At 43.6% G+C, this 19,548-nt stretch carries 19 protein-coding genes; 4 read left to right on the top strand and 15 right to left on the bottom strand.

Going from position 1 to position 19,548, the window contains the following annotated elements; genetic code table 11:
• Positions 1 to 119 precede the first annotated feature (119 nt).
• Complete coding sequence (locus EV213_RS10945; protein ID WP_133580574.1) at positions 120 to 320, top strand: hypothetical protein; 201 nt, start codon at positions 120 to 122, stop codon at positions 318 to 320.
• 427 nt (positions 321 to 747) lie between these two features.
• Here EV213_RS10945 and pyk read toward each other — a convergent pair whose 3' ends face one another.
• The 5 genes from pyk to dnaE form a co-directional block, all read right to left on the bottom strand.
• A complete protein-coding gene (pyk, locus tag EV213_RS10940) occupies positions 748 to 2,502 on the bottom strand; it encodes a pyruvate kinase (RefSeq protein ID WP_133580573.1) in 1,755 nt (584 codons plus the stop codon).
• Positions 2,503 to 2,533: 31 nt separating this feature from the next.
• The gene (gene pfkA / locus EV213_RS10935) at positions 2,534 to 3,493 is read right to left on the bottom strand and encodes a 6-phosphofructokinase (RefSeq protein ID WP_133580572.1); all 960 of its coding nucleotides are present in this window, start codon (positions 3,491 to 3,493) and stop codon (positions 2,534 to 2,536) included.
• 88 nt (positions 3,494 to 3,581) lie between these two features.
• A complete protein-coding gene (locus EV213_RS10930) occupies positions 3,582 to 4,559 on the bottom strand; it encodes an acetyl-CoA carboxylase carboxyltransferase subunit alpha (protein ID WP_133580571.1) in 978 nt (325 codons plus the stop codon).
• Positions 4,556 to 5,416 (bottom strand): acetyl-CoA carboxylase, carboxyltransferase subunit beta, encoded by an 861-nt coding sequence (gene accD / locus EV213_RS10925; RefSeq protein ID WP_133580690.1) that lies wholly within the window; start codon positions 5,414 to 5,416, stop codon positions 4,556 to 4,558. The genes EV213_RS10930 and accD overlap by 4 nt, the downstream gene beginning before the upstream one ends.
• A gap of 299 nt (positions 5,417 to 5,715) precedes the next feature.
• A complete protein-coding gene (gene dnaE / locus EV213_RS10920; protein WP_133580570.1) occupies positions 5,716 to 9,015 on the bottom strand; it encodes a DNA polymerase III subunit alpha in 3,300 nt (1,099 codons plus the stop codon).
• Between the two features lie 88 nt (positions 9,016 to 9,103).
• Between dnaE and ytrH the strand changes: the two genes are divergently transcribed.
• A complete protein-coding gene (ytrH, locus tag EV213_RS10915) occupies positions 9,104 to 9,469 on the top strand; it encodes a sporulation membrane protein YtrH (RefSeq protein WP_133580569.1) in 366 nt (121 codons plus the stop codon).
• A complete protein-coding gene (gene ytrI / locus EV213_RS10910) occupies positions 9,469 to 9,975 on the top strand; it encodes a sporulation membrane protein YtrI (RefSeq protein ID WP_133580568.1) in 507 nt (168 codons plus the stop codon). The genes ytrH and ytrI overlap by 1 nt, the downstream gene beginning before the upstream one ends.
• Position 9,976: 1 nt before the next feature.
• On the opposite strand, the gene EV213_RS10905 is transcribed toward ytrI, so the two are convergent.
• Complete coding sequence (locus EV213_RS10905; RefSeq protein WP_133580567.1) at positions 9,977 to 10,909, bottom strand: DHH family phosphoesterase; 933 nt, start codon at positions 10,907 to 10,909, stop codon at positions 9,977 to 9,979.
• Between the two features lie 82 nt (positions 10,910 to 10,991).
• On the opposite strand from EV213_RS10905, the gene EV213_RS10900 reads away from it, so the two are divergent.
• Positions 10,992 to 11,276, top strand: a complete 285-nt coding sequence (locus EV213_RS10900) for a YtpI family protein (RefSeq protein ID WP_166639263.1) — start codon at positions 10,992 to 10,994, stop codon at positions 11,274 to 11,276.
• Positions 11,277 to 11,442: 166 nt separating this feature from the next.
• On the opposite strand, the gene EV213_RS10895 is transcribed toward EV213_RS10900, so the two are convergent.
• From EV213_RS10895 to EV213_RS10855, 9 genes are all read right to left on the bottom strand, one after another.
• Complete coding sequence (locus EV213_RS10895) at positions 11,443 to 12,756, bottom strand: DRTGG domain-containing protein (protein WP_133580565.1); 1,314 nt, start codon at positions 12,754 to 12,756, stop codon at positions 11,443 to 11,445.
• 308 nt (positions 12,757 to 13,064) lie between these two features.
• Entirely contained in the window at positions 13,065 to 13,325 is a 261-nt protein-coding gene (locus EV213_RS10890; RefSeq protein WP_133580564.1) for a hypothetical protein, read from the bottom strand.
• A 917-nt stretch (positions 13,326 to 14,242) separates the two neighbouring features.
• On the bottom strand, positions 14,243 to 14,923 hold the full coding sequence (locus EV213_RS10885) for a metal-dependent hydrolase (protein ID WP_133580563.1): 681 nt from the start codon (positions 14,921 to 14,923) through the stop codon (positions 14,243 to 14,245).
• Between the two features lie 56 nt (positions 14,924 to 14,979).
• On the bottom strand, positions 14,980 to 16,506 hold the full coding sequence (locus tag EV213_RS10880) for a polyamine aminopropyltransferase (RefSeq protein ID WP_133580689.1): 1,527 nt from the start codon (positions 16,504 to 16,506) through the stop codon (positions 14,980 to 14,982).
• Between the two features lie 98 nt (positions 16,507 to 16,604).
• Complete coding sequence (locus tag EV213_RS10875) at positions 16,605 to 17,006, bottom strand: DUF350 domain-containing protein (RefSeq protein ID WP_481725541.1); 402 nt, start codon at positions 17,004 to 17,006, stop codon at positions 16,605 to 16,607.
• Positions 17,007 to 17,042: 36 nt separating this feature from the next.
• A complete protein-coding gene (locus EV213_RS10870) occupies positions 17,043 to 17,618 on the bottom strand; it encodes a DUF4247 domain-containing protein (protein WP_133580562.1) in 576 nt (191 codons plus the stop codon).
• A gap of 72 nt (positions 17,619 to 17,690) precedes the next feature.
• Positions 17,691 to 18,080 (bottom strand): DUF350 domain-containing protein, encoded by a 390-nt coding sequence (locus EV213_RS10865; RefSeq protein WP_133580687.1) that lies wholly within the window; start codon positions 18,078 to 18,080, stop codon positions 17,691 to 17,693.
• A 200-nt stretch (positions 18,081 to 18,280) separates the two neighbouring features.
• The gene (locus EV213_RS10860; protein ID WP_133580561.1) at positions 18,281 to 18,949 is read right to left on the bottom strand and encodes a PspA/IM30 family protein; all 669 of its coding nucleotides are present in this window, start codon (positions 18,947 to 18,949) and stop codon (positions 18,281 to 18,283) included.
• A 33-nt stretch (positions 18,950 to 18,982) separates the two neighbouring features.
• Positions 18,983 to 19,501, bottom strand: a complete 519-nt coding sequence (locus EV213_RS10855) for a DUF4178 domain-containing protein (RefSeq protein ID WP_133580560.1) — start codon at positions 19,499 to 19,501, stop codon at positions 18,983 to 18,985.
• Positions 19,502 to 19,548 lie beyond the last annotated feature (47 nt).

Here is a 19,548-nt window from a genome sequence, read left to right as displayed (position 1 = left end):
AAGGGCAACATCGACTCTAAGGAAGCTTTGTCGTGTTTTCTTTGCACACTAAAGGGCACAAGTGCTTCATCGACTCAAAAAGACTTCGTCGTGATTTCTTTGCCGCTGGAGTCTCGCTAGTGGCTGCTTTTGATTTTTACGCGGAATCGCTTCATTTCTGTTTTTTAAATCCACCTCTGCTTCTATTCTACGAAGCAGATGATCTTCGTGCAGAAGGTGATTTAATTCTGCTTGAAACGATGCATATACTTGTCTTGTTTGGTAAACCACACGCCTTAACACTCTTTTACCTCGCGTTATACGAGGACGAGACAAAATAACAAACAATTTACGCAGAAACAAACTTCAGCGTAGTCAACATACGTAGACTCTAGTGGGATCTGCGCGAGCTGAAGATCCCCTCGGAAAGCCTGCTTTTCGAGGAAGCTGAAGCCGTGCCCCACAGAAAGCGTAGTATTTTGACGGAGCGGTCGTAATTTCCGTGCACCTCAGTGCATCATCGATCTGAAACTCGTGAATACAAGAGTGTGAGCATTGGCACCTTTAAATTTCCTGAGTACACAAGATGTCAATAGAGCTATCTCACCTTACTTCTACTCAGGAACAACTAGCGTTGAAGGTGTTTTTGTTCTATGAAAGTTGTCTATATAAACACAACTATGTGCATTCCAGCTATTAATGTGTACATATACTTAGAGAGAGGGCTTTCGCCCTCTCTCTAAGTATATGATATCCAATTAAATTGTTTTAAAGCACACTTGTATGACCGCTATAGACATCTCCGTTACGTGCATCTATCGTGATTTCCTGGCTATGATGGATAATGTTTGTCGCATTCGTGACGCCAACAATGACAGGAATTCCTAAATTGAGTCCTACAACAGCTCCGTGTGTCGTTAATCCACCTTCTTCAGTGATGAGACCTGCTGCTTTTTCAAGAGCTGGCATCATGTCTTTGTCGGTGGCTGATGTAACGAGAATGTCACCTTCTTGAACACGTGTGTTGGCTTCCTCTGCATTTTTCGCAACCACAGCACGCCCAAAGGCTGTGCGTCTGCCGATGCCTGTCCCACGAACAAGGACGTCGCCAACGACATGGATCTTCATGAGGTTTGTGTTTCCAGATTCACCGATCGGCACACCACCGGTAATGATGATCAGATCTCCACGCGAAACGATGCTTGTCGACAAGCTCTTTTGGACAGCATTTTCGAGCATCTCATCTGTTGTATCGGTGCTCTCGCCGTTAATGGCATAAACACCCCAAACGAGAGCCATTCTACGCTGGGTGACTTCTGACATAGTGACCGCAACGATTGGAGCCTTCGGACGATATTTCGAGATCATTTTTGCTGTATAACCACTTTCAGTTGGTGCGACAATGGCTGACACATTCAAGTTAAGAGCCGTATGCGCAACGGATTGACCAATGGCATTTGTAATCGACATATCACTGCTCCGAGCAGATTTATCGAGCAACGACTTGTAATCAAGTGCCGCTTCTGCACGTTCTGCAATGTTGGCCATCGTCTGTACAGCCAACACAGGGTAATCGCCCGCTGCGGTTTCACCTGAAAGCATAATTGCATCTGTTCCATCAAGAATTGCATTCGCCACGTCACTTGCTTCCGCTCTTGTCGGACGCGGGTTACGCTGCATAGAGTCAAGCATTTGCGTAGCTGTAATAACAGGTTTTCCTAAGCTATTACACAATTTAATAAGGCGTTTTTGCACATGTGGCACTTCTTCGGCTGGAATTTCTACCCCTAGGTCGCCACGCGCCACCATAAGACCATCAGATACTTCAAGAATTTCCTCGATGTTGTCGACACCCTCCTGGTTCTCAATTTTTGGGATCAACTGAATATGAGGGGCACCATTTTGTTCAAGAAGTTCACGAATTTCGAGCACATCTGACGCACGGCGAATAAAGGAAGGAGCAATAAAGTCTACGCCTTGCTCAATGCCAAAGCGGATATCGTTCGCATCCTTCTCAGTCATTCCTGGAAGCTTCACAGATACGTTTGGTACATTAACACCTTTTTTGTTTTTCAATTCACCACTGTTCAAAATCTTGGTGTGAATGTTTTTTCCTTCAATAGACACAACTTCCAATTCAATCAAGCCATCATCAAGCAATATTTTTGATCCTGGATGAACATCGTTGGCGAGTCCTTCGTATGTCACTGAAATTTTCTCTTTTGTTCCTTCGCATTCTTCTGTAGAGACAATGAGTTCTTGTCCTTTTTCAAGCGCCAAGCAACCATCTTTCATTGTATGGGTACGAATTTCCGGCCCTTTTGTATCTAATAAAATCGCGACCGTATGACCAGTCTCTTTACACGCCTTGCGAATATTAATAATTCGATTGCCGTGCTCTTCAAAATCACCGTGTGAGAAATTAAGTCGTGCTACGTTCATGCCAGAGCTCATTAGCTCGACAAGCTTGTCGTAACTTTCACTTACTGGTCCAATCGTACATACTATTTTCGTTTTACGCATAATCTGTTGGCCTCCCAAACCCTAGTGCAGGTTAAATTGAAAGTTCTTTTGATAGTGTATACATGTCCATATCGACAGTGTGTTTTTGACTTAGGGCTTCAAGGATGTCATGATCGACAAGCTTATTTTGCTGAATACCAACCATACGTCCTTTCTTTCCTTCTAAAAGTAAATCGACGGCCTTCGCACCTAAACGACTTGCCAGCACACGATCACCAGCTGTTGGGCTTCCCCCGCGTTGAATATAGCCAAGCACGGAAACCCTAGTTTCAAACTTTGTCGCTTCCTCGATCTTTTTCCCGAAGGCGACACCACTCTCACAGCCCTCAGCAACCACGATGATGCTGTGCTTTTTGCCGCGTTTATGACCGTTTTGGAGTCTTGTAATAATTTCCTCCATATCATAAGGCGCTTCAGGAATTAAAATGGTTTCGGCGCCATCTGCAAGACCTGCCCATAGCGCAAGGTCTCCTGCATGACGTCCCATCACCTCAATAACATATGTACGCTCATGAGATGTCGCTGTATCCCGAATTTTATCGATGGCATCAATGATCGTATTCAGGGCGGTATCAAAGCCGATCGTGAAATCCGTTCCCGGAATGTCATTGTCAATCGTTCCCGGAACACCAATGCATGGATAACCTGCTTCTGTCAGCTTTTTAGCGCCTTGAAAAGAGCCGTCTCCGCCGATGACAACGACACCTTCAATTCCATGTTTATTGAGCTGCTCAATGCCTTTGGCCCGACCAGCTTCCGTTTTAAACTCCTCCGTACGTGCCGTGTAAAGCATCGTTCCACCGCGGTGAATAATGTCTCCAACAGAACCAATTTCAAGCTTTTTAATATTTCCTTCAATCATGCCAGCATACCCGTAATAGATCCCATACACTTCAATATTACTGTAGATGGCTTTCCTTACGACGGATCGAATGGCAGCGTTCATTCCTGGTGAATCTCCACCGCTTGTTAGTACACCAATTCGTTTCATACCTATCACCTCTATCACAATACTTACACACAATACTTCAAATGTACCATGAAGTTGCTATGCAAACAACGACCGCTAAAAAATCTTGCTATTCAACAAACACTGGCAATTGCGATTGAGAGCGTTCGCCAATCTGCATAAACTTCTTTTGACGTTGCTCTCGCAATGCTTCCCCAGTCAAAGGAGAGAGCTCTGCAAGCCCTTTTGAAATCGCATCAGAAATATAAACCGCCTGCGTGTCGACATCTCTGTGGGCGCCCCCTTTTATCTCAGGAATGATTGCATCAATAATACCAAGGTCCAGTACATCATATGCCGTTATTTTCATTGTTTCCGCAGCCTTTTGTGCTAAATTAGCATCTTTCCAAAGAATAGAAGACGCTCCTTCTGGCGAAATGACGGAGTACCACGCATTTTCGAGCATGTACACACGGTTACCAACACCTAGGGCAAGAGCACCACCGCTCGCTCCTTCGCCAATGACAACACAAAGAACAGGCACTGTTAAACCTGCCATTTCAAAAAGGTTTTTCGCAATGGCTTCACTTTGTCCCCGTTCTTCTGCAGCTTTCCCGGGATAAGCTCCCTTCGTATCGATGAGTGTAACAATGGGCCGCCCGAATTTTTCAGCCTGCTTCATAAGACGTAGCGCTTTTCGGTATCCTTCTGGATGAGGCATGCCAAAGTTACGACGCAAATTCTCCTTCGTATCTCGCCCTCTTTGCTCTCCAATGACCGTAACTGGCTTGCCTTGAAAGCGAGCCACACCTGCGACGATCGCTTCGTCGTCCCCAAAATAGCGATCGCCGTGCAGTTCAATAAAGTCATCAAAAATACGTTCAATATAATCCAAGCTGGTTGGCCGTTTTTGGTGACGAGCAAGCTGCACTCGATGCCAAGGCTCCATATTTCCATAAACGTCATCTTCCACTTTCCGCAACCTTACTTCGAGCCGTTCAATTTCCTTTGACAGGTCAATGTCCTTTTCGTGTGTAAATCGTTTTAGCTCATCAATTTTTTCACGAAGCTCTTCGACTGGTCTTTCAAATTCCAGTGTGCCGCTCATTGTCTCGCCCCCTCTGGCTCATGTAGCTTTACGATAGCAGATAATGTTGATTTCATATCTTTCCGATGGATCACTTTATCAAGCTGTCCATGCTCAAGCAGAAATTCTGCCGTTTGAAAATCATCTGGAAGCTTTTCACGAATGGTCTGTTCAATAATCCGTCTTCCAGCAAATCCAATCAACGCAGCTGGCTCAGCAAAATTATAATCACCAAGGGATGCAAAGCTGGCTGAAACGCCTCCAGTTGTCGGATGCGTCATCACCGAAATAAAGAGTCCACCATCGTCATTAAAATCCTTTAAGGCCGCGCTTGTTTTTGCCATTTGCATGAGACTTAATATGCCTTCCTGCATTCTTGCGCCGCCTGACGCTGTAAAAATGATAAATGGCTTTTTTTGTTTTTGTGCATGCTGGATGCCTTTGGTGATTTTTTCCCCTACAACGATCCCCATACTCGCCATTCGGAAACGGGCATCCATGACAGCAATAACAATTTCCGAGCCTGTAATGCTTCCTTCACCAACAACCACGGCTTCATTTAGCCCTGTTTTTTTACGATCAGCATCCATTTTTTCATCATATCCAGGAAATTCAAGCGGGTTTTCTGACGTCCAGTCCCCCATTAATTCTTGGAAAGACTCTTCATCAAGGATCGTTTGCAATCGTTCTTCAGAGGACATTTGAAGATGGTGCCCGCATTGATCACATACTTTAAGATTCTTTTTTAATTCTTTTGTATACATGATTTTTTTACATTTAGGGCACTTGCTCATTAAACCCTCAGGTATATCTGCTTTTGCTTGCTCCGAAGGAATCGGGGCATACCTTTTCTTTTTTGAAAACATGCCTTTTAGCATTGAAGCCATGGAAGACCCTCCCCCTTACACCAATCTAATGGTTCCTATAAAACATACATGGTGATAATAAATACATTTGTGTCCTATCCCTTATTCGTGAGACAACCGTTCAAATCCTCGTTTTCGTTATACATAGTGTATCCAGGAAGTTGGAATGAGAAACGACATTCCAACTGCAAGTCTGTATCTTGAAAACGCCTTGTCCCTTTTTATACAAATTGAAACAACTGATTTTATAAAGATACGCAAAATGACTATACCATTATATCAGAAGAGATCAACAGTTACACCCACTTGCGCTAGGATTGACTTTTCTTTGCTTTTAGAGCGACATTTTCTTTGCCGAGCAAACGCTGCAAAGACGCCAGCAAATCAGTGTCAACAACCGTATTATAATGGTCAGGCAGCTTTAATAAACGGCGGGTATCCACGTAATATAATGCGACAGGCACACGGCCTGAATTCGCCTGGAGAAGGTTTTTGATCTCCTGCAAGTGACGACGGCTATTGGCGTTAATCTGCAAATAGAGTATCGAGTCCCCGATCTCTCCCCCCTGAGACAGTGGACGAGCGCTGGAAAAAATAAGCTGTACTGTTCCCTGTCTTTTCTCAGCTTTTCCTTGAACAAGGAGCGCCTTGCCTTCCTTAATCATCGGTTTAATTTGACGATAGATTTCTGGGAAAATCACACAGTCTAAATCCGCTGATGCATCAGACAAACGTAAAAAGGCCATTGGTTCTCCTTTTTTAGTCGTTATTTCTTTTACTTCTTGAACAATGCCACCCGTAGAAACATGCAAGTGGATTTTGTATTGCACATCACTTAAGTGAATTGCCTTTTCCTTTTGAAGCGTTAATCGGTAGCCATCCATCGGGTGCCCAGAAATGTAGACGCCTAAAGTGTCTTTTTCGCCTGCCAGCTGCTCCATTGATGACAGCGGGTTTGCCCCCTGCAAAGAGGGCGGCGGAACGATCATGCCTAGTCCGCCCTCTTCCTCACCAATCAGCTCGGCGTATTCTAGAGCTGGATCAATCGTTGCGAGCACAGCCGCCCGATTGGCATGTAAAGAATCAAAGCTCCCAGCGTATATTAATGATTCAAGCAACGAGCGCTGCAACCATTTTTTCGGAAGTCGTCGAACAAAATCAATAAAGCTTTCAAAAGGGCGCTCCTTTCGAGTCTCGATAATGGCTTCTGCAGCTTGGGCTCCTACGTGCTTAATGTCAATGAAACCAAAATAAATCGACCTATTTCTTGTGTCAAAATAAGTGTGTGCGCAGTTAATGTCCGGAGGCATTACCGGAATGTCTAAGTGTTTGCACTCTTGGAGGTACTCTCTGCGTTTTTCCATCTGACCAGCCGTATTGTTTAAAAGCTCGGTATAAAATGCGTCAGGATATCGTGCCTTTAAATAGGCCAACTGGGTCGAAATCATCGTATACGCTACCGCATGACTTTTATTAAAGCCATACTGGGCAAATTGGCGAATAAACGCAAACAATTGAGAGGCTGTTGACTCCTCATACCCGTTTGCTCTGCATCCTTCAATAAAAGCATCTTTTGTGTCCTGCATCGTCTGTTGCTCTTTCTTCCCCATGGCCCTTCTCAGTAAATCTGCCTGTCCGAGAGAGAATCCAGCGACCTCATGGGCGATCGCCATCACTTGTTCCTGATAGACAATGACACCATACGTTGTTTCCAAAATGGGCTTTAACGCTTCATGCAAATAAGTCACCTTTTCATGACCATGCTTTCTTCTAGCATACGTTTTGATAAACTGCATCGGTCCAGGTCGATACAAAGCACTTACCGCTACAAGATCTTGAAACGACGTTGGCTTAACGTCTTGCAATGCTTTCCGCATACCAGCAGACTCGAATTGAAAAATGCCACTCGTATCTCCAGCCGCCAACATTCGTAACGCTTTTTCATCATCTAAAGGAAACTTATTTGGTTCTAGTTGTGTCCCTGCATCACTCTTCAACCGGCGACAAATCCGTTGAATGAAAGACAGATTTCTCAACCCTAGAAAATCCATCTTCAAAAGCCCTAATTGCTCAAGATCGTGCATTCCATACTGCGTTACCGTTTGTGAATGGGTTTGTTGCAGCGGAACAATAGACAGCAACGGACGTTCATTGAGAACGACTCCAGCTGCGTGAATAGAGGCATGTCTTGGCAAGCCTTCAATTTTGGTGGCGACATTCAATACGTCTTCATGACGCGGATGTTCATTTATCCAACGTTTGATGTCTGGATTGCTCGCAAGATTTTCTTGAATCGTCTTTCCAGATTGAATGGCACTAGACAATCGTTGTAAGTCGCGTGCAGGGATGCCGTATGCCTTCGCTGTATCACGAATAGCTGCTTTTGCCGCAAGCGTACCAAAGGTGCCAATTTGGGCAACTCGCTCTCCTCCAAAGCGTTGCTGAATATAGTGAATCACTTCCTCACGTCGGTCATCAGCGATATCAATATCAATATCGGGCATTGAGAGACGTTCTGGGTTTAAAAAGCGTTCAAAGAGGAGCCCGAACCGCATTGGTTCTACATCAGTAATCCCCAATACGTACGCAACCATTGACCCTGCTGCCGAGCCTCGACCAGGTCCAACAGGAATGCGTCGTCGCTTTGCGTGACTCACAATATCCCATACGATCAAAAAATAATCCGAAAAACCAGTTTGTTCTATCGTCTCAAGCTCGAGTGTTAATCTAGCACGTGCCTTCTCGTCATTATGTGAGTATCGCGTCTCCCAGCCTTGCTTACAAAGGTCAATAAGGTACTGTTCGGACGATTGTTCGCCGGGCACTGGATACTTTAACAACTCCCCTGAAAGTGAGTCAAACTGAAAAGGGGTGATGTACTTATATACCGTTTTCGTCTGTTCAATGGCTTCTGGCCAATTTGAAAAAGCCTGCTCCATCTCTTCAGATGAACGAAAGTGAGTGGCCTCTTCGTGGGGGACATCTTCCATTTGTTTGCCGGCTTGAATGGCTCTTACACAACGTAAAGCATCGCTGTCCCCTGCGGAAATCGAGCGAACATTGCCCAGAGCGACAACAGGCATTTGAATGATGGACAGCCAGTTCTTTAGTTCGGCTGTATAGCGTTGGCTGTGTACGCTTTGCAACCCTATGAACACACTTTCTCCAAACACTTCCTGAAGCCGATATACGATCGCATCAATTCTACCAAGCTCATTTACTTCTAATGCCTCTTTGAACGATGTGGAAGACGTGGAATAGATGCAAAATAGTTCTGATGCAGTGCCTTCTAGAGCTGATACATCAATGGTTCCTACTGTTTTTTCGTAGGACAAGCGACAGAGAGTTTTGTAGCCATCAAGGTTTTTTGCATAAAGTAATAAGGTTTCATCTCTTGCTTCTTCAAAGCGCACACCAAGTTCCATACCAATAATAGGGGCGATGCCATGCTGGAGACAAAGCTGAGAAAATCTGTATGCACCATGCAACACATTTTCATCCGTTAATGCTAACGCTGGCATTCGATGCGTTTTCGCCTGTTGGACGAGCGTTTCGAGGTGACACACACTTCGTAAAAAGCTGTAACCGCTTTTTGTCTGCAAATGAATCATTCCACGGCCTCCTTTCTACTTTGGTTTGTTCGGACAGGCATTCATATTTAGATATCAAGAAGAATACAATTAGACAAACATGCGTTCAATGCCAGATTGCTATAAAGGGGTGTTTTCCTTGAAGGAGGAAGTGTTCATTGTCACGTTTATGAATTGTTATTTTGTGGCACTAGGCGTTATTTTAGGAGGTTCGTTCATTGGGGGGATCAGTGCGTTTCTGACCGGTGCTCCACCATACGAAACGATCGGTCGATTGGCACAAAGCCTCAAAATCTGGGGCATGGTTGCTGCCATTGGTGGGACATTTGATGTCATTTCAACATTTGAGCGCGGCATTTTTTATGGAGCGCCTCTTGATATTTTTAAGCAAACCTTATTGATTTTATCAGCGATGGCAGGTGCCCAAAGTGGGGCAAAACTGATTCAATGGTTTACGCAAGGAAGTGCGCTGTAATGCACGTACCACCTTACTACAAAAAACCGGAATGGCAGCAATTTCTTGCCGGTGCTGCCATTGGTGCATTGCTTGGCTGGATCGTTTTTCTTTTTATCCATGGTGAGACTCAAGACATTCAAGCAAGCAAAATCAATCATCAGTCAGCTGAAATCCGCCATTTAAAACAACGAATTGATGTCATGGAGGAAGATTACCGGACGTTAAATGAAACGAACGAAAAGAAATTAAAAATACAACAAATAAAGGTCGAATTTACAGCGGAAGCAAAAGAAAAGTATCGTTCATCAGCTCATACACTCCACCTGCTCCGACAAGCTGCTGAAGAAGAGCTTCATCCACTACTAACAAAAAACATTGAAGAAGTGGCGGCCAATCGTACGTATGTGATCAAAGCGATTGAAAATAAAACGTATACGATTGACCAAAGATCCTATCATTTAGAAGTAAAAGAGATGTATTTATATAAAACGCTTGAACTTTTGCTCGTCGTCAGCCATGAATAATCTACGCCTCTAAGGTTGCACGCTTAAGCTCACTGACGACCTGATGGACCATCTCCCAATCATAAATCGATGCTCCAGCTGCTAAAGGGTGGCCTCCCCCTTCGTACCGCTTAGCAATCGTGTTGACGACCGGACCTTTCGAACGCAACCTTACTCGAATTAAGTGCTCTTCCTCAATAAAGAATACCCATGCTTTAATGCCACTCACATTTCCTAGCATCCCAACAAGCTGTGATGCCTCTTGAGCCGTCGTTTCAAACTGCTTGAGCATTTGTCTTGTTATCGATACAGACGCAACTCCTTCCTCAGAAAGAGAGAAGGTTTGTAAAATATGACCTTGCAGACGCAAGACGTTGGCTTTTGTTTCATATAACGCATCATGGATCACCGTTCGCGAAAACGGGTACGTCACGAGTTCGGACGCGTAACGATACGTTTTAGGTGATGCACTTGGAAATAGGAATCGCCCCGTGTCTCCCACAATGCCTGCATAAATCAGCTCAGCCGCCTTCGCAGGCAAGCGAAGCTCCTCTTTATGAGTACTATACCATTCGTAAATCATTTCACTCGTGGAGCTTGCCGTCGTTTCCACCCAATTGTAATCTCCATACGGATCATCATTTGGATGATGGTCGACTTTAAAAACAGTCGCACCTGTCGCGTATCGCTGATCATCCACTCGTGCTTGATTGGCAGTATCACAAACAATAACGAGCGCATCCTTGAAGTCCACATCTTCTACTTCGTCCATTTTTGAAAGGAATTGCAAAGTTGGTTCTCCTTCCCCAGCACGAAGCACCGTTTTTTCCGGGAAATTTTCTTTAATGATCTCCGCTAAACTGCATTGAGAGCCATACGCGTCAGGATCTGGACGTACATGTCTGTGGATGACAATCTTTTGTGCGGCTTTAATTGCATTTAATAGTTCACTCATTACGTCACCTTTTTTCTTCTGTTGTATTTTTGCATAAGCTTGTTACAATAGAATCAATGTTATTATGTGGAGGTCTCCTCGTATGTTAATGCTGTTTTCAATGCTGTCTCTCGTTGCACACATTTTTTTAAAGGCGGCCGCCAACAAAGAGGACTCGCCGTATAAAAAAGGCGTACGCCATGTGTATGCTCGCTTTTTCCTTGGGCTTTTTATCGCCTTTGCCGGTCTTCATGCCTATGGAACGCTAGGAAGTCAATTGGCCTTATTTATCTGCATTGTCTTTTTACTTCTAGCAGGAGCGAATATATATGCAGGAGTTCGTCAGCTTAAGTTTATAAAATCAGTGAATGCCCAGCAGAAAGGCTAAATAACAAATACTAGCCCTCAATCCAAGAAACGCTTAGTGTACAAATAGCAAAGCCGTAGAAGGTGCTTAGTTGCCACACGACAATGAGCACCGAATATGGCAAGGCTACGCCGAATGCACGCGTTTCACACCAACCTGAAGAGCCTTTTTAGAGGCTCTTTTTTATTTACGGCGTATGCTGAAGTAATTGTACAACAAGCAATACTTTGCTCACTAGCTTCCCTTCAGCAGTGACCTCTACCTCAATCTTGGCCGTTCTTCTACCGATTTCAAGAATTCTCGGAGTGAACTGCAGCGTCGCACCAAGCTGAACAAGATGAATGAAAAGCACGTTCATGTTTTCGACAACGAGCTCACTTTTCCGATGAATGTTTAAAAGTCGCGTGGCTGCTTCCACGAGTAATGTTGTAAATACACCATAAGACATCGTACCAAGCGCATTGGTCATTTGTGGTGTGAGTTCACAAGTATATGTTCTTTCATTTCGTTGATTATGCACCGTTTTTAAACTGGCGAGAATCGCATTATCAAGGGTTTCCCCACTTGATTGCGGATGCCTTTGTAGCGCTTTAAGTACATCCTGACGGCTGATGATGCCCACCAAACGCTGCATCTCATCGACCACAGGTACCATCTCAATGCCATTCCAAATCATCATCTGGGCGGCTGAAGCGACAGTGGTCTTTTTTGTAATCGTAAATAGCTGCTTTGACATCACTTTCTCAATAAGCTCTCCAGCCTCATGATGCAAGATATCTCTAGAGGTTACCATGCCAACGACTTTTCGATGTTCATCAACAACCGGGTATCGGCTATGGTTTGTTTCTTCATTCTTATCGAGCCACCGTTGCACTGGATCGGTTGTATACAAATAATGAGTATGTTCAAAAGACGTTTGGATGTCCTCTACGAACACAATTTCCTTTTTAATCATTTGATCGTAAATTGCCCGGTTGATCATGTCTGCTACCGTAAAGGTATCATGTTTGCTTGAAATAATAGGAAGCTTATGCTCGTCAGCCAGGGCTTTTACATCATCATCCGTGTTAAAGCCACCAGTGATTAACACCGCTGCCCCTGCTTCTAATGCAAGCTTATGGGCTTCAATTCGATTCCCAACGATCAGTAAATTTCCTGCTTCGGTATACGTCATCATCGCATCAAGTTTCATTGCACCGATGACAAATTTATTCAACGTCTTATGTAAGCCTTCTTTTCCACCGAGAACCTGTCCATCGATGACGTTGACGACTTCCGCATAGGTCAGTTCTTGAAAATTATTCCGATCCTTTTTTTCAATACGAATCGTACCGACTCGTTCAATTGTGCTCACAAAGCCCTTATTTTCAGCTTCTTTAATCGCTCGATAAGCAGTCCCATCGCTGACATTCATTGCTTTCGCAATCCCACGAACCGAAATTCGCTGTCCAACGTCTAGGGAATAAATAAACTGTAGAATTTGCTCATGTTTTGTCGCCATAGAAAGGTCACCTTTTTACATTAGCTTCAAGTACTCCCTATTATACTGTTCTTCGCTCATGCATTCAATCGGATCCACTTTGAAAGCGGTTTTCTGGATTCTTTAAATCCACCACTTAAGTTTAAACTACCTTTATTAAAAGACAAAAACAACGGTGCTTTGCCTGCAACCGTTGTTTCAGAACGTACAATACATCCGCCTGGAAAGATGTGTATGCTCCCTGCTCAAGGAGCGGAGTTGCCATATGGGCAATAAGCACCGTACAAGACAAAGCAACAAAGGTAGCGAGCGTTTGCCATCCGCCTGCTTCATCTTGAAAACACTCGTTGCTTCTGAACTCGTTTCCGTTGTATTGCCCCAGCTGCTGTAGAACGAGCGATTCGTCTCGTTGGACGAGCTTGCATGTAAGCGATCAAGTTGCCAAAAACCGCGAGTCCAGCCAGACAAAACCATAACGAAGCAAAGGCAGCTCCCTCTTGACTTGCGGTTTGTGCAAGCAGATATGGATACGTTAGCCAAGTTAACGCAACGACCATTAAAATACAAAGCAAATACCGTTCCCTCAACATTCGTCTCCTCCAATGCATACGTCATTCGATATATATGCACGCTTCTTTTACATTAGACATAAAGAAGTTTGGAGACGACCAGTGCCCTTTCAACTAACTTAGTTGGTCATGGTCGAAATTGAACCAACAAGGTCTATCTCATTTCATTTCATTCGTTCTTTACACTAACCCAAAGCGGTAACTAGTGAGACTCCAACAGCAAAGAAAACACGACGAGGTCTTTACGAGTTGAAGATGCGCTAGGGGGTACGGGAATGACGACCGCTCCGTCAACATACTTCGCTTTCAGTGGGGCACGGCTTCAGCTTCCTCGAAAAAGCAGGCTTTCCGAGGGGATCTTCAGCTCGCGCTGATCCCACTAGAGTCTACGTATGTTGACTACGCTGATGTTTGTTTCTGCGTCCATTGTTTTATGGTGGCTCGGTCTCGTATAGAGGGTAAAAAGCCGTGTTGCAACCAAATAAGGCAAGTACGTGCAATGTTTCAAGGTAGATCACCTGGTGCCTTTTACACGAATGTCGTTTGGTAACTGTTGAAAATGAAACCAAAAAAGATCTTTCTCATTTCATTCGTTCTGTATAATATACCAAAAACGGCTACTAGTGAGACTCCTGCGGCAAAGAAAACACGATGAGGTACTTTCGAATCGATGTTGCACTTGTACCCTTTAGGGTGGAAAGCGCGACCCCGCAGAGCGTGAAACACGCTCGAGGAGGCGCAGCAGAAGCCCAGCGGCAAAGAAATCACGACGAAGTCTTTTTGAGTCGATGATGCACTTGTACCCTTTAGGGTGAAAGCGAACGTATAGCCGTTTGCCTATAGAAAATGTCTTCAAAATGGGCATTTGTAAGAGAACACGCACATCATTTTTTCTAAATAGAATAAGATCTACATTACCTGATGGGGCACTAGTAAACCTAAAGGGTTAGTGATTCACCTGTTTGGAGAACCGTCCCTTTACAATCGAGTGAAGCGACAAACGCCTCTGGATCTTGTTCAATCACAGGGAACGTATTGTAATGGATGGGAACGACATGTTTTGCACGAAACCAGCTAGCGGCTATTTTCGCATCTTCAGGTCCCATCGTAAAGTTGTCGCCAATTGGTAAGAAGGCCAAATCAATGTCATGCTGTTCGCCGTACATTTTCATGTCAGAATATAACGCGGTATCTCCGGCGTGAAGAATTGTTTTTCCTTCAGCCATAAACAAGATTCCACTAGGCATTCCCGTATAGACAATTGTTTCGTTTTCATCATCAGTGATCGCTGAACCGTGAAAGGCTTGGATAAGCTTCACTGTCCCGAAATCAAATTGATACTTTCCACCAATATGCATTGGGTGCGTCTTAAGTCCCTTCCAAGAAAGGTAGTTCGCGAGTTCATTAGGTGCGACAACTAATGCTTCGCTTCGTTTCGCAATCTCGATCGTATCTCCGAGATGATCCCCGTGCCCGTGGGTTAATAGGATGACATCAGGTGTTTCCTCGTCAGCTTTCAAATCAGTTAAGCCATTGCCGTTAATAAAAGGATCAATTAAAATCGTTTTGCCATTCACCTGTATTTTGATAACGGCATGTCCATGATAAGATACGTCCATGTGTAAATCACTCCTTTTCAATCTTTACCCGGCAGTTAAACAATCTATGCATCCAATCAATAAAATTTCCATGAACTCTCATATAGTTCAAGCAGCAACGGGTTAATTAATGTATTTACTTCTACATCCTCTTTAGGTGGACCTTCATCTTTTCCAAAAGCCGTTAGGGCGGAGAGTACATCATTGGTAAGAAAGTCGGTCTCCACCATGACTGACATTTCATCTTCCGTTATTTCTTCTCTTGAAGCAAGCACGAATCCCCAATTTCCAAAGCTTGGGACATCGACGTGAAGGTTTAACGTATGGAGTCCAGTGCTTTGAATCGTTTTATTGATGGTCCAGTAAGCTTCCCTAGCAAATACAGGACTTGTTGCCTGGACCTCCATCGTGCCACCTGGACTCAAATGATTACGAACGAGCGAATAAAACTCAAACGTATACAATTTGTTTAATGCTTCATTGTTTGGATCGGGTAAATCAATGATAATGACGTCAAAGAACCCTTTATGTGATTCTAAAAATTGAAAAGCGTCCTGATGAAGAACATCGACTTTCGGGCTGAACAATGACCTCTGATTTATATCAAGTAAGAAATGATTCGTTTTTGCTAGTTGAACAACACGAGGGTCTAGATCTACCAAAGTGACGTCTTTGACATCATCATATTTTAAGATCTCGCGCAAAGCAGCCCCATCACCACCCCCAAGAATGAGCACCTTTTCTCGTTTTTCAGCAGCCGACATGGCAGGATGAATGAGAGCTTCATGATATCGATGCTCATCAACGGAGCTTAATTGCAGCTGTCCATTTAAGTACAATCGAGTGTCTCCGCCATTGCGTGTAATAATGATGCGCTGATAGGCGGTTTCTTCAGCGTGGACAATCGTATCCTGATATAGCCTTTGTTCAAAACGAAAAGCCGTTTGTTCACCAAACAACACACCTACAATGAGAATAATTAAAAAGAAAATGCCAAAAAACGCATGAATTTTAAAGTGTTTGATTTGCGAACGAAATAGCCAAAGGATCCAAAGAGCAATACCGACGTTAACAAGGGCCACAAGAAATGGGGTTTTCACAAGACCAAACTGAGGTCGAAGCAAAAAGACAAACAATAAGCCTCCTGCCAACCCCCCTGCATAGTCAGAAAAAAGAACTCGAGCAGTGCTTCTACTTAAAGAAACTCCGATTTCGTTCGCTTTACGTATGAGCACGGGTAGCTCCACACCAGTGAACGTACCAACAATCAGGGTAATGCCATAGAGAACAAGTGCATCCGTACCCCCAGGCAAATACGCGGTGACACCGAATAGGATGAAAGCAGAAAAGCCACCAATTAATCCGATGGCATATTCAATCCAAACAAAGGAGAGGATTAAATTTTTGGTGACCTTTTCACTAATGGCTGCGCCGATGCCCATTCCAGTTAAAAACAAAGAAATCGTTAACGTGTACTGCTTCACACCATCCCCCAAGATGTAGGAGCCTAGCGCGCCAAAAAGAACTTCAAAAATAATGCCGCATATGGAGACGATGCCTGACGCCCAGTAAAGCGAATTAACCTGCCTACCTGGACTAATCATTTGTTTATTCACATTTACACCAGCTTTCAAAAGAAAAAATACCTTGATCTAAAATAGCTCCAGACAATGTCTGGAGCTATAGAAAGTCGTACGTGGCATTATGTAATGGACGCTCCAATGACGAATCCAAGACCAACGGACACACAAAACGAGATAATTCCAACTGCAATGTTTTTTGCCTTCAACTCAGATTCAACAGAAAATCCTCGTGTGAGCAATTCAAAAATGAGGTACGCAATTAGCTGTAAAACAACACCGAGTAAACCCCAAAGAAAAGTGGACATCACGGAATCGTTGTGAAAGATAGAAAATGCAAGCACAATACAAATCCCGATAACCTTTCCTCCTACGGATAAAGCGACAGCGACATTGCCATTTTTAATTTCTTCCCAATCCCGATATTTTCTCGTCAACAATTCAAATAAGATAACACCGATAACAACAACAAGCACCGACACGACAAAATACATAAGTGTTAATAACACCAAATCAAAATTCAAGTGAATCACTCCTCCCAGGCATCTTAATGATTTTTATTACTTTCCAGAACCAGGCCCACCACCACGGCTTGAGTATTCTCTAAAAGGAGATGGACTTGTCGGACCTCTATATCCACTTCCTGAAGTTGCATACCCTGAATAACAGCTTCCGTTACCTGTCAGACTCGAACAGCGCGATTGCTGGAGTCTTCCCCAATCCGAGACACCGAGAAATCGGTTTAATACAGCAAGCGTTAGCAATTGGTTAAAGAAGCTCGGGCGATAGTTGTCTCTGACAAAATCATCCTCTGACACTTCAACCTGAGTACCTTCCTCGTTCGATGTTAAGACCACCAAATTTTCATCATATATAAGCGCTTGTTTGCCATCGACGATTTGACTGCTTTCTTCAGGGGACTTCCAATCGCTTAATTCCTGACTCACCTGTTCAAGTGATTTCGAGGAATTTGTGTAGATTCTTGAATAATCAGAAGAGTCTGTGCTACTCGTAATAACATCCGTTAACTGATAGTCATTTGTTCCATCGAGATATTCGCTTACATCACCCTGTCCACAGCCAGTTAACAAGAGAATGAGACTTACTAGCCCAATCATACTGTATACACTTTTCATTTGTTCACCACCCTATCGTTGGGAATCCCTTCACATATACATCAATAGAGACATTCATCGTTCAGTGCCACTCTATGTAATCGATGCTCCAATGACGAATCCTAGGCCGACGGACACACATAAAGATATAATGCCCACAGCGATGTTTCTCACTTTTAATTCACTTTCCACAGAAAATCCTCGAGTCATTAATTCAAAGATAAGGTATGCAATTAGTTGAAGAGCGACACCAAGCAAACCCCATAAAAAAGTATCGAGGGCAGAATCATTATGGTTGATTGAAAAGGCTAATACGATACAAATCCCAGCAACCTTTCCACCAACAGAAAGAGCTACGGCAACGTTACCGTTTTTAATTTCTTCCCAATCATTGTATTTCTTTGTCAGCCACTCGAATAAAAAGATACCAATTAAGACAACAATGACTGCAACAACAAAGTACAGTAGTGTTAAGAGCACCATATCTAAAGTCAATCGCTTCACTCCTTTCTATCCTTATTATCGTCCCATTTTTTCAAACATTTAAAAATATCCAGAATATATGATTTGATTTGTTAGAAATAAGCGGTCATGCCACAGTTGTCTGTCTAAGCTAGTATGTATAACACAGAAGAAGGAAAAGCACATCGCTTTTCCTCCTGAATAGAAACTGCGACTACGAGTTACTCTTTGCCTAACTGCTTTTTCAATGCGGCAAGCTCGTCATCTACGCCACTTTTCCCTAGAGTTTCAAATTCATCGTCTAGACTGCGGTTAGAGGAACGAATGTCTTCGCTTGTTTCAGCTTCTGCTTCAAATTGCATAACCTTTTCTTCCATTCGCTCAAAGCCAGCTTTCGACTCATCCGATCCAACAGAAGACATCGCATGGTTCATTTTCTTACGCACTTGTGCCGATTCAGCACGAGCCTTCAATGTATCTTTTTTCAGTTTCATTTCTTGGTGTTCGCGTTTCATTTCATCTAGGCGCGTACGTAAATTATCTGCATCCTGTTTTGCGCGTGTATGAGTTTCTTTAAGAAGGTCAGCTTGCTCCGCTTGTGTTTTTTTATCTTCAAGTGCACGGCGAGCAAGATCTTCGTTGCCAGCTTCTAACGCTTGAACAGCCTGCTCTTGACGTTTTTCAACAAGACTTTGTGCGTCCAGATACTTTTTGTTTAGCATCTTTTCGTTCGCAATTTGTTTTGCTACTGCGGTTTCAGCTTCGCGAATATCCGCTTCCATCTCTCGCATAAACTGATCAAGCATTTTTACCGGATCTTCCGCTTTGTCTAGTAACGCATTTAATTCAGAGCCTACAACCGTTTTTACCCGTTTAAAAAATTTAAACATCGTATTCATTCCTCCATGTCATTTGTTTTTTGTTTAGCTTCCTGCAAGAACCTTCAACTCAAATTCCTCAATCGAATATCCTTTGCTCACTTCAACTTCCTCGCCCCAAATTTCAACGGAGAGGTATGTTTCATCCTCTTCATCAGCAAATTCATGGTAGCTCATTTTGCGATTTGAAACGTTTTGAGAACGCCCTGTGCCAGTTACATAAGCAGACCCTTTCTCACCCGCATAATACGTTTTACCATCATAAGTAATCTTCTGGGGGATTGGTTTTTGCAAAGGAATAGACACCTTTTCATACACACCTAGTTCAAGCTCATCGTCCATTTCAACCGAAAGCCAAATCGTTTTCCCTGTACTTACCAGCTGGTAGGCGTACCACTTATAGCCGGAATCATTGTACGTGAGCGTACCGACGATCTCATAATCTTCAAGCTCGTAGGTGACAATATCTCCGGTCTTTAAGTTATACAGGTTTCGTGCTTGCACTTTCGGAGGAGGTGTCTTATCCCCTTTTAGCTTCGTCATAATTCTTGAAAATACGCCCATATATCCACCTCTTTGCTTTTAGTCAATGAATTGAATATCAAACTCAA

Source organism: Aureibacillus halotolerans (assembly GCF_004363045.1).
Lineage (GTDB): Bacteria > Bacillota > Bacilli > Bacillales > DSM-28697 > Aureibacillus > Aureibacillus halotolerans.
This window is presented reverse-complemented; position numbering and strand designations above follow the sequence as displayed.

Excerpts from the sequence above, each read along its gene's own strand:
- pyk (WP_133580573.1), bottom strand. The coding sequence starts at position 2,502 with ATGCGTAAAACGAAAATAGTATGTACGATTGGACCAGTAAGTGAAAGT.
- pfkA (WP_133580572.1), bottom strand. The coding sequence starts at position 3,493 with ATGAAACGAATTGGTGTACTAACAAGCGGTGGAGATTCACCAGGAATG.
- EV213_RS10930 (WP_133580571.1), bottom strand. The coding sequence starts at position 4,559 with ATGAGCGGCACACTGGAATTTGAAAGACCAGTCGAAGAGCTTCGTGAA.
- accD (WP_133580690.1), bottom strand. The coding sequence starts at position 5,416 with ATGCTAAAAGGCATGTTTTCAAAAAAGAAAAGGTATGCCCCGATTCCT.
- dnaE (WP_133580570.1), bottom strand. The coding sequence starts at position 9,015 with ATGATTCATTTGCAGACAAAAAGCGGTTACAGCTTTTTACGAAGTGTG.
- ytrH (WP_133580569.1), top strand. The coding sequence starts at position 9,104 with ATGCCAGATTGCTATAAAGGGGTGTTTTCCTTGAAGGAGGAAGTGTTC.
- ytrI (WP_133580568.1), top strand. The coding sequence starts at position 9,469 with ATGCACGTACCACCTTACTACAAAAAACCGGAATGGCAGCAATTTCTT.
- EV213_RS10905 (WP_133580567.1), bottom strand. The coding sequence starts at position 10,909 with ATGAGTGAACTATTAAATGCAATTAAAGCCGCACAAAAGATTGTCATC.
- EV213_RS10900 (WP_166639263.1), top strand. The coding sequence starts at position 10,992 with ATGTTAATGCTGTTTTCAATGCTGTCTCTCGTTGCACACATTTTTTTA.
- EV213_RS10895 (WP_133580565.1), bottom strand. The coding sequence starts at position 12,756 with ATGGCGACAAAACATGAGCAAATTCTACAGTTTATTTATTCCCTAGAC.
- EV213_RS10890 (WP_133580564.1), bottom strand. The coding sequence starts at position 13,325 with ATGTTGAGGGAACGGTATTTGCTTTGTATTTTAATGGTCGTTGCGTTA.
- EV213_RS10885 (WP_133580563.1), bottom strand. The coding sequence starts at position 14,923 with ATGGACGTATCTTATCATGGACATGCCGTTATCAAAATACAGGTGAAT.
- EV213_RS10880 (WP_133580689.1), bottom strand. The coding sequence starts at position 16,506 with ATGATTAGTCCAGGTAGGCAGGTTAATTCGCTTTACTGGGCGTCAGGC.
- EV213_RS10870 (WP_133580562.1), bottom strand. The coding sequence starts at position 17,618 with ATGAAAAGTGTATACAGTATGATTGGGCTAGTAAGTCTCATTCTCTTG.
- EV213_RS10865 (WP_133580687.1), bottom strand. The coding sequence starts at position 18,080 with ATGGTGCTCTTAACACTACTGTACTTTGTTGTTGCAGTCATTGTTGTC.
- EV213_RS10860 (WP_133580561.1), bottom strand. The coding sequence starts at position 18,949 with ATGTTTAAATTTTTTAAACGGGTAAAAACGGTTGTAGGCTCTGAATTA.
- EV213_RS10855 (WP_133580560.1), bottom strand. The coding sequence starts at position 19,501 with ATGGGCGTATTTTCAAGAATTATGACGAAGCTAAAAGGGGATAAGACA.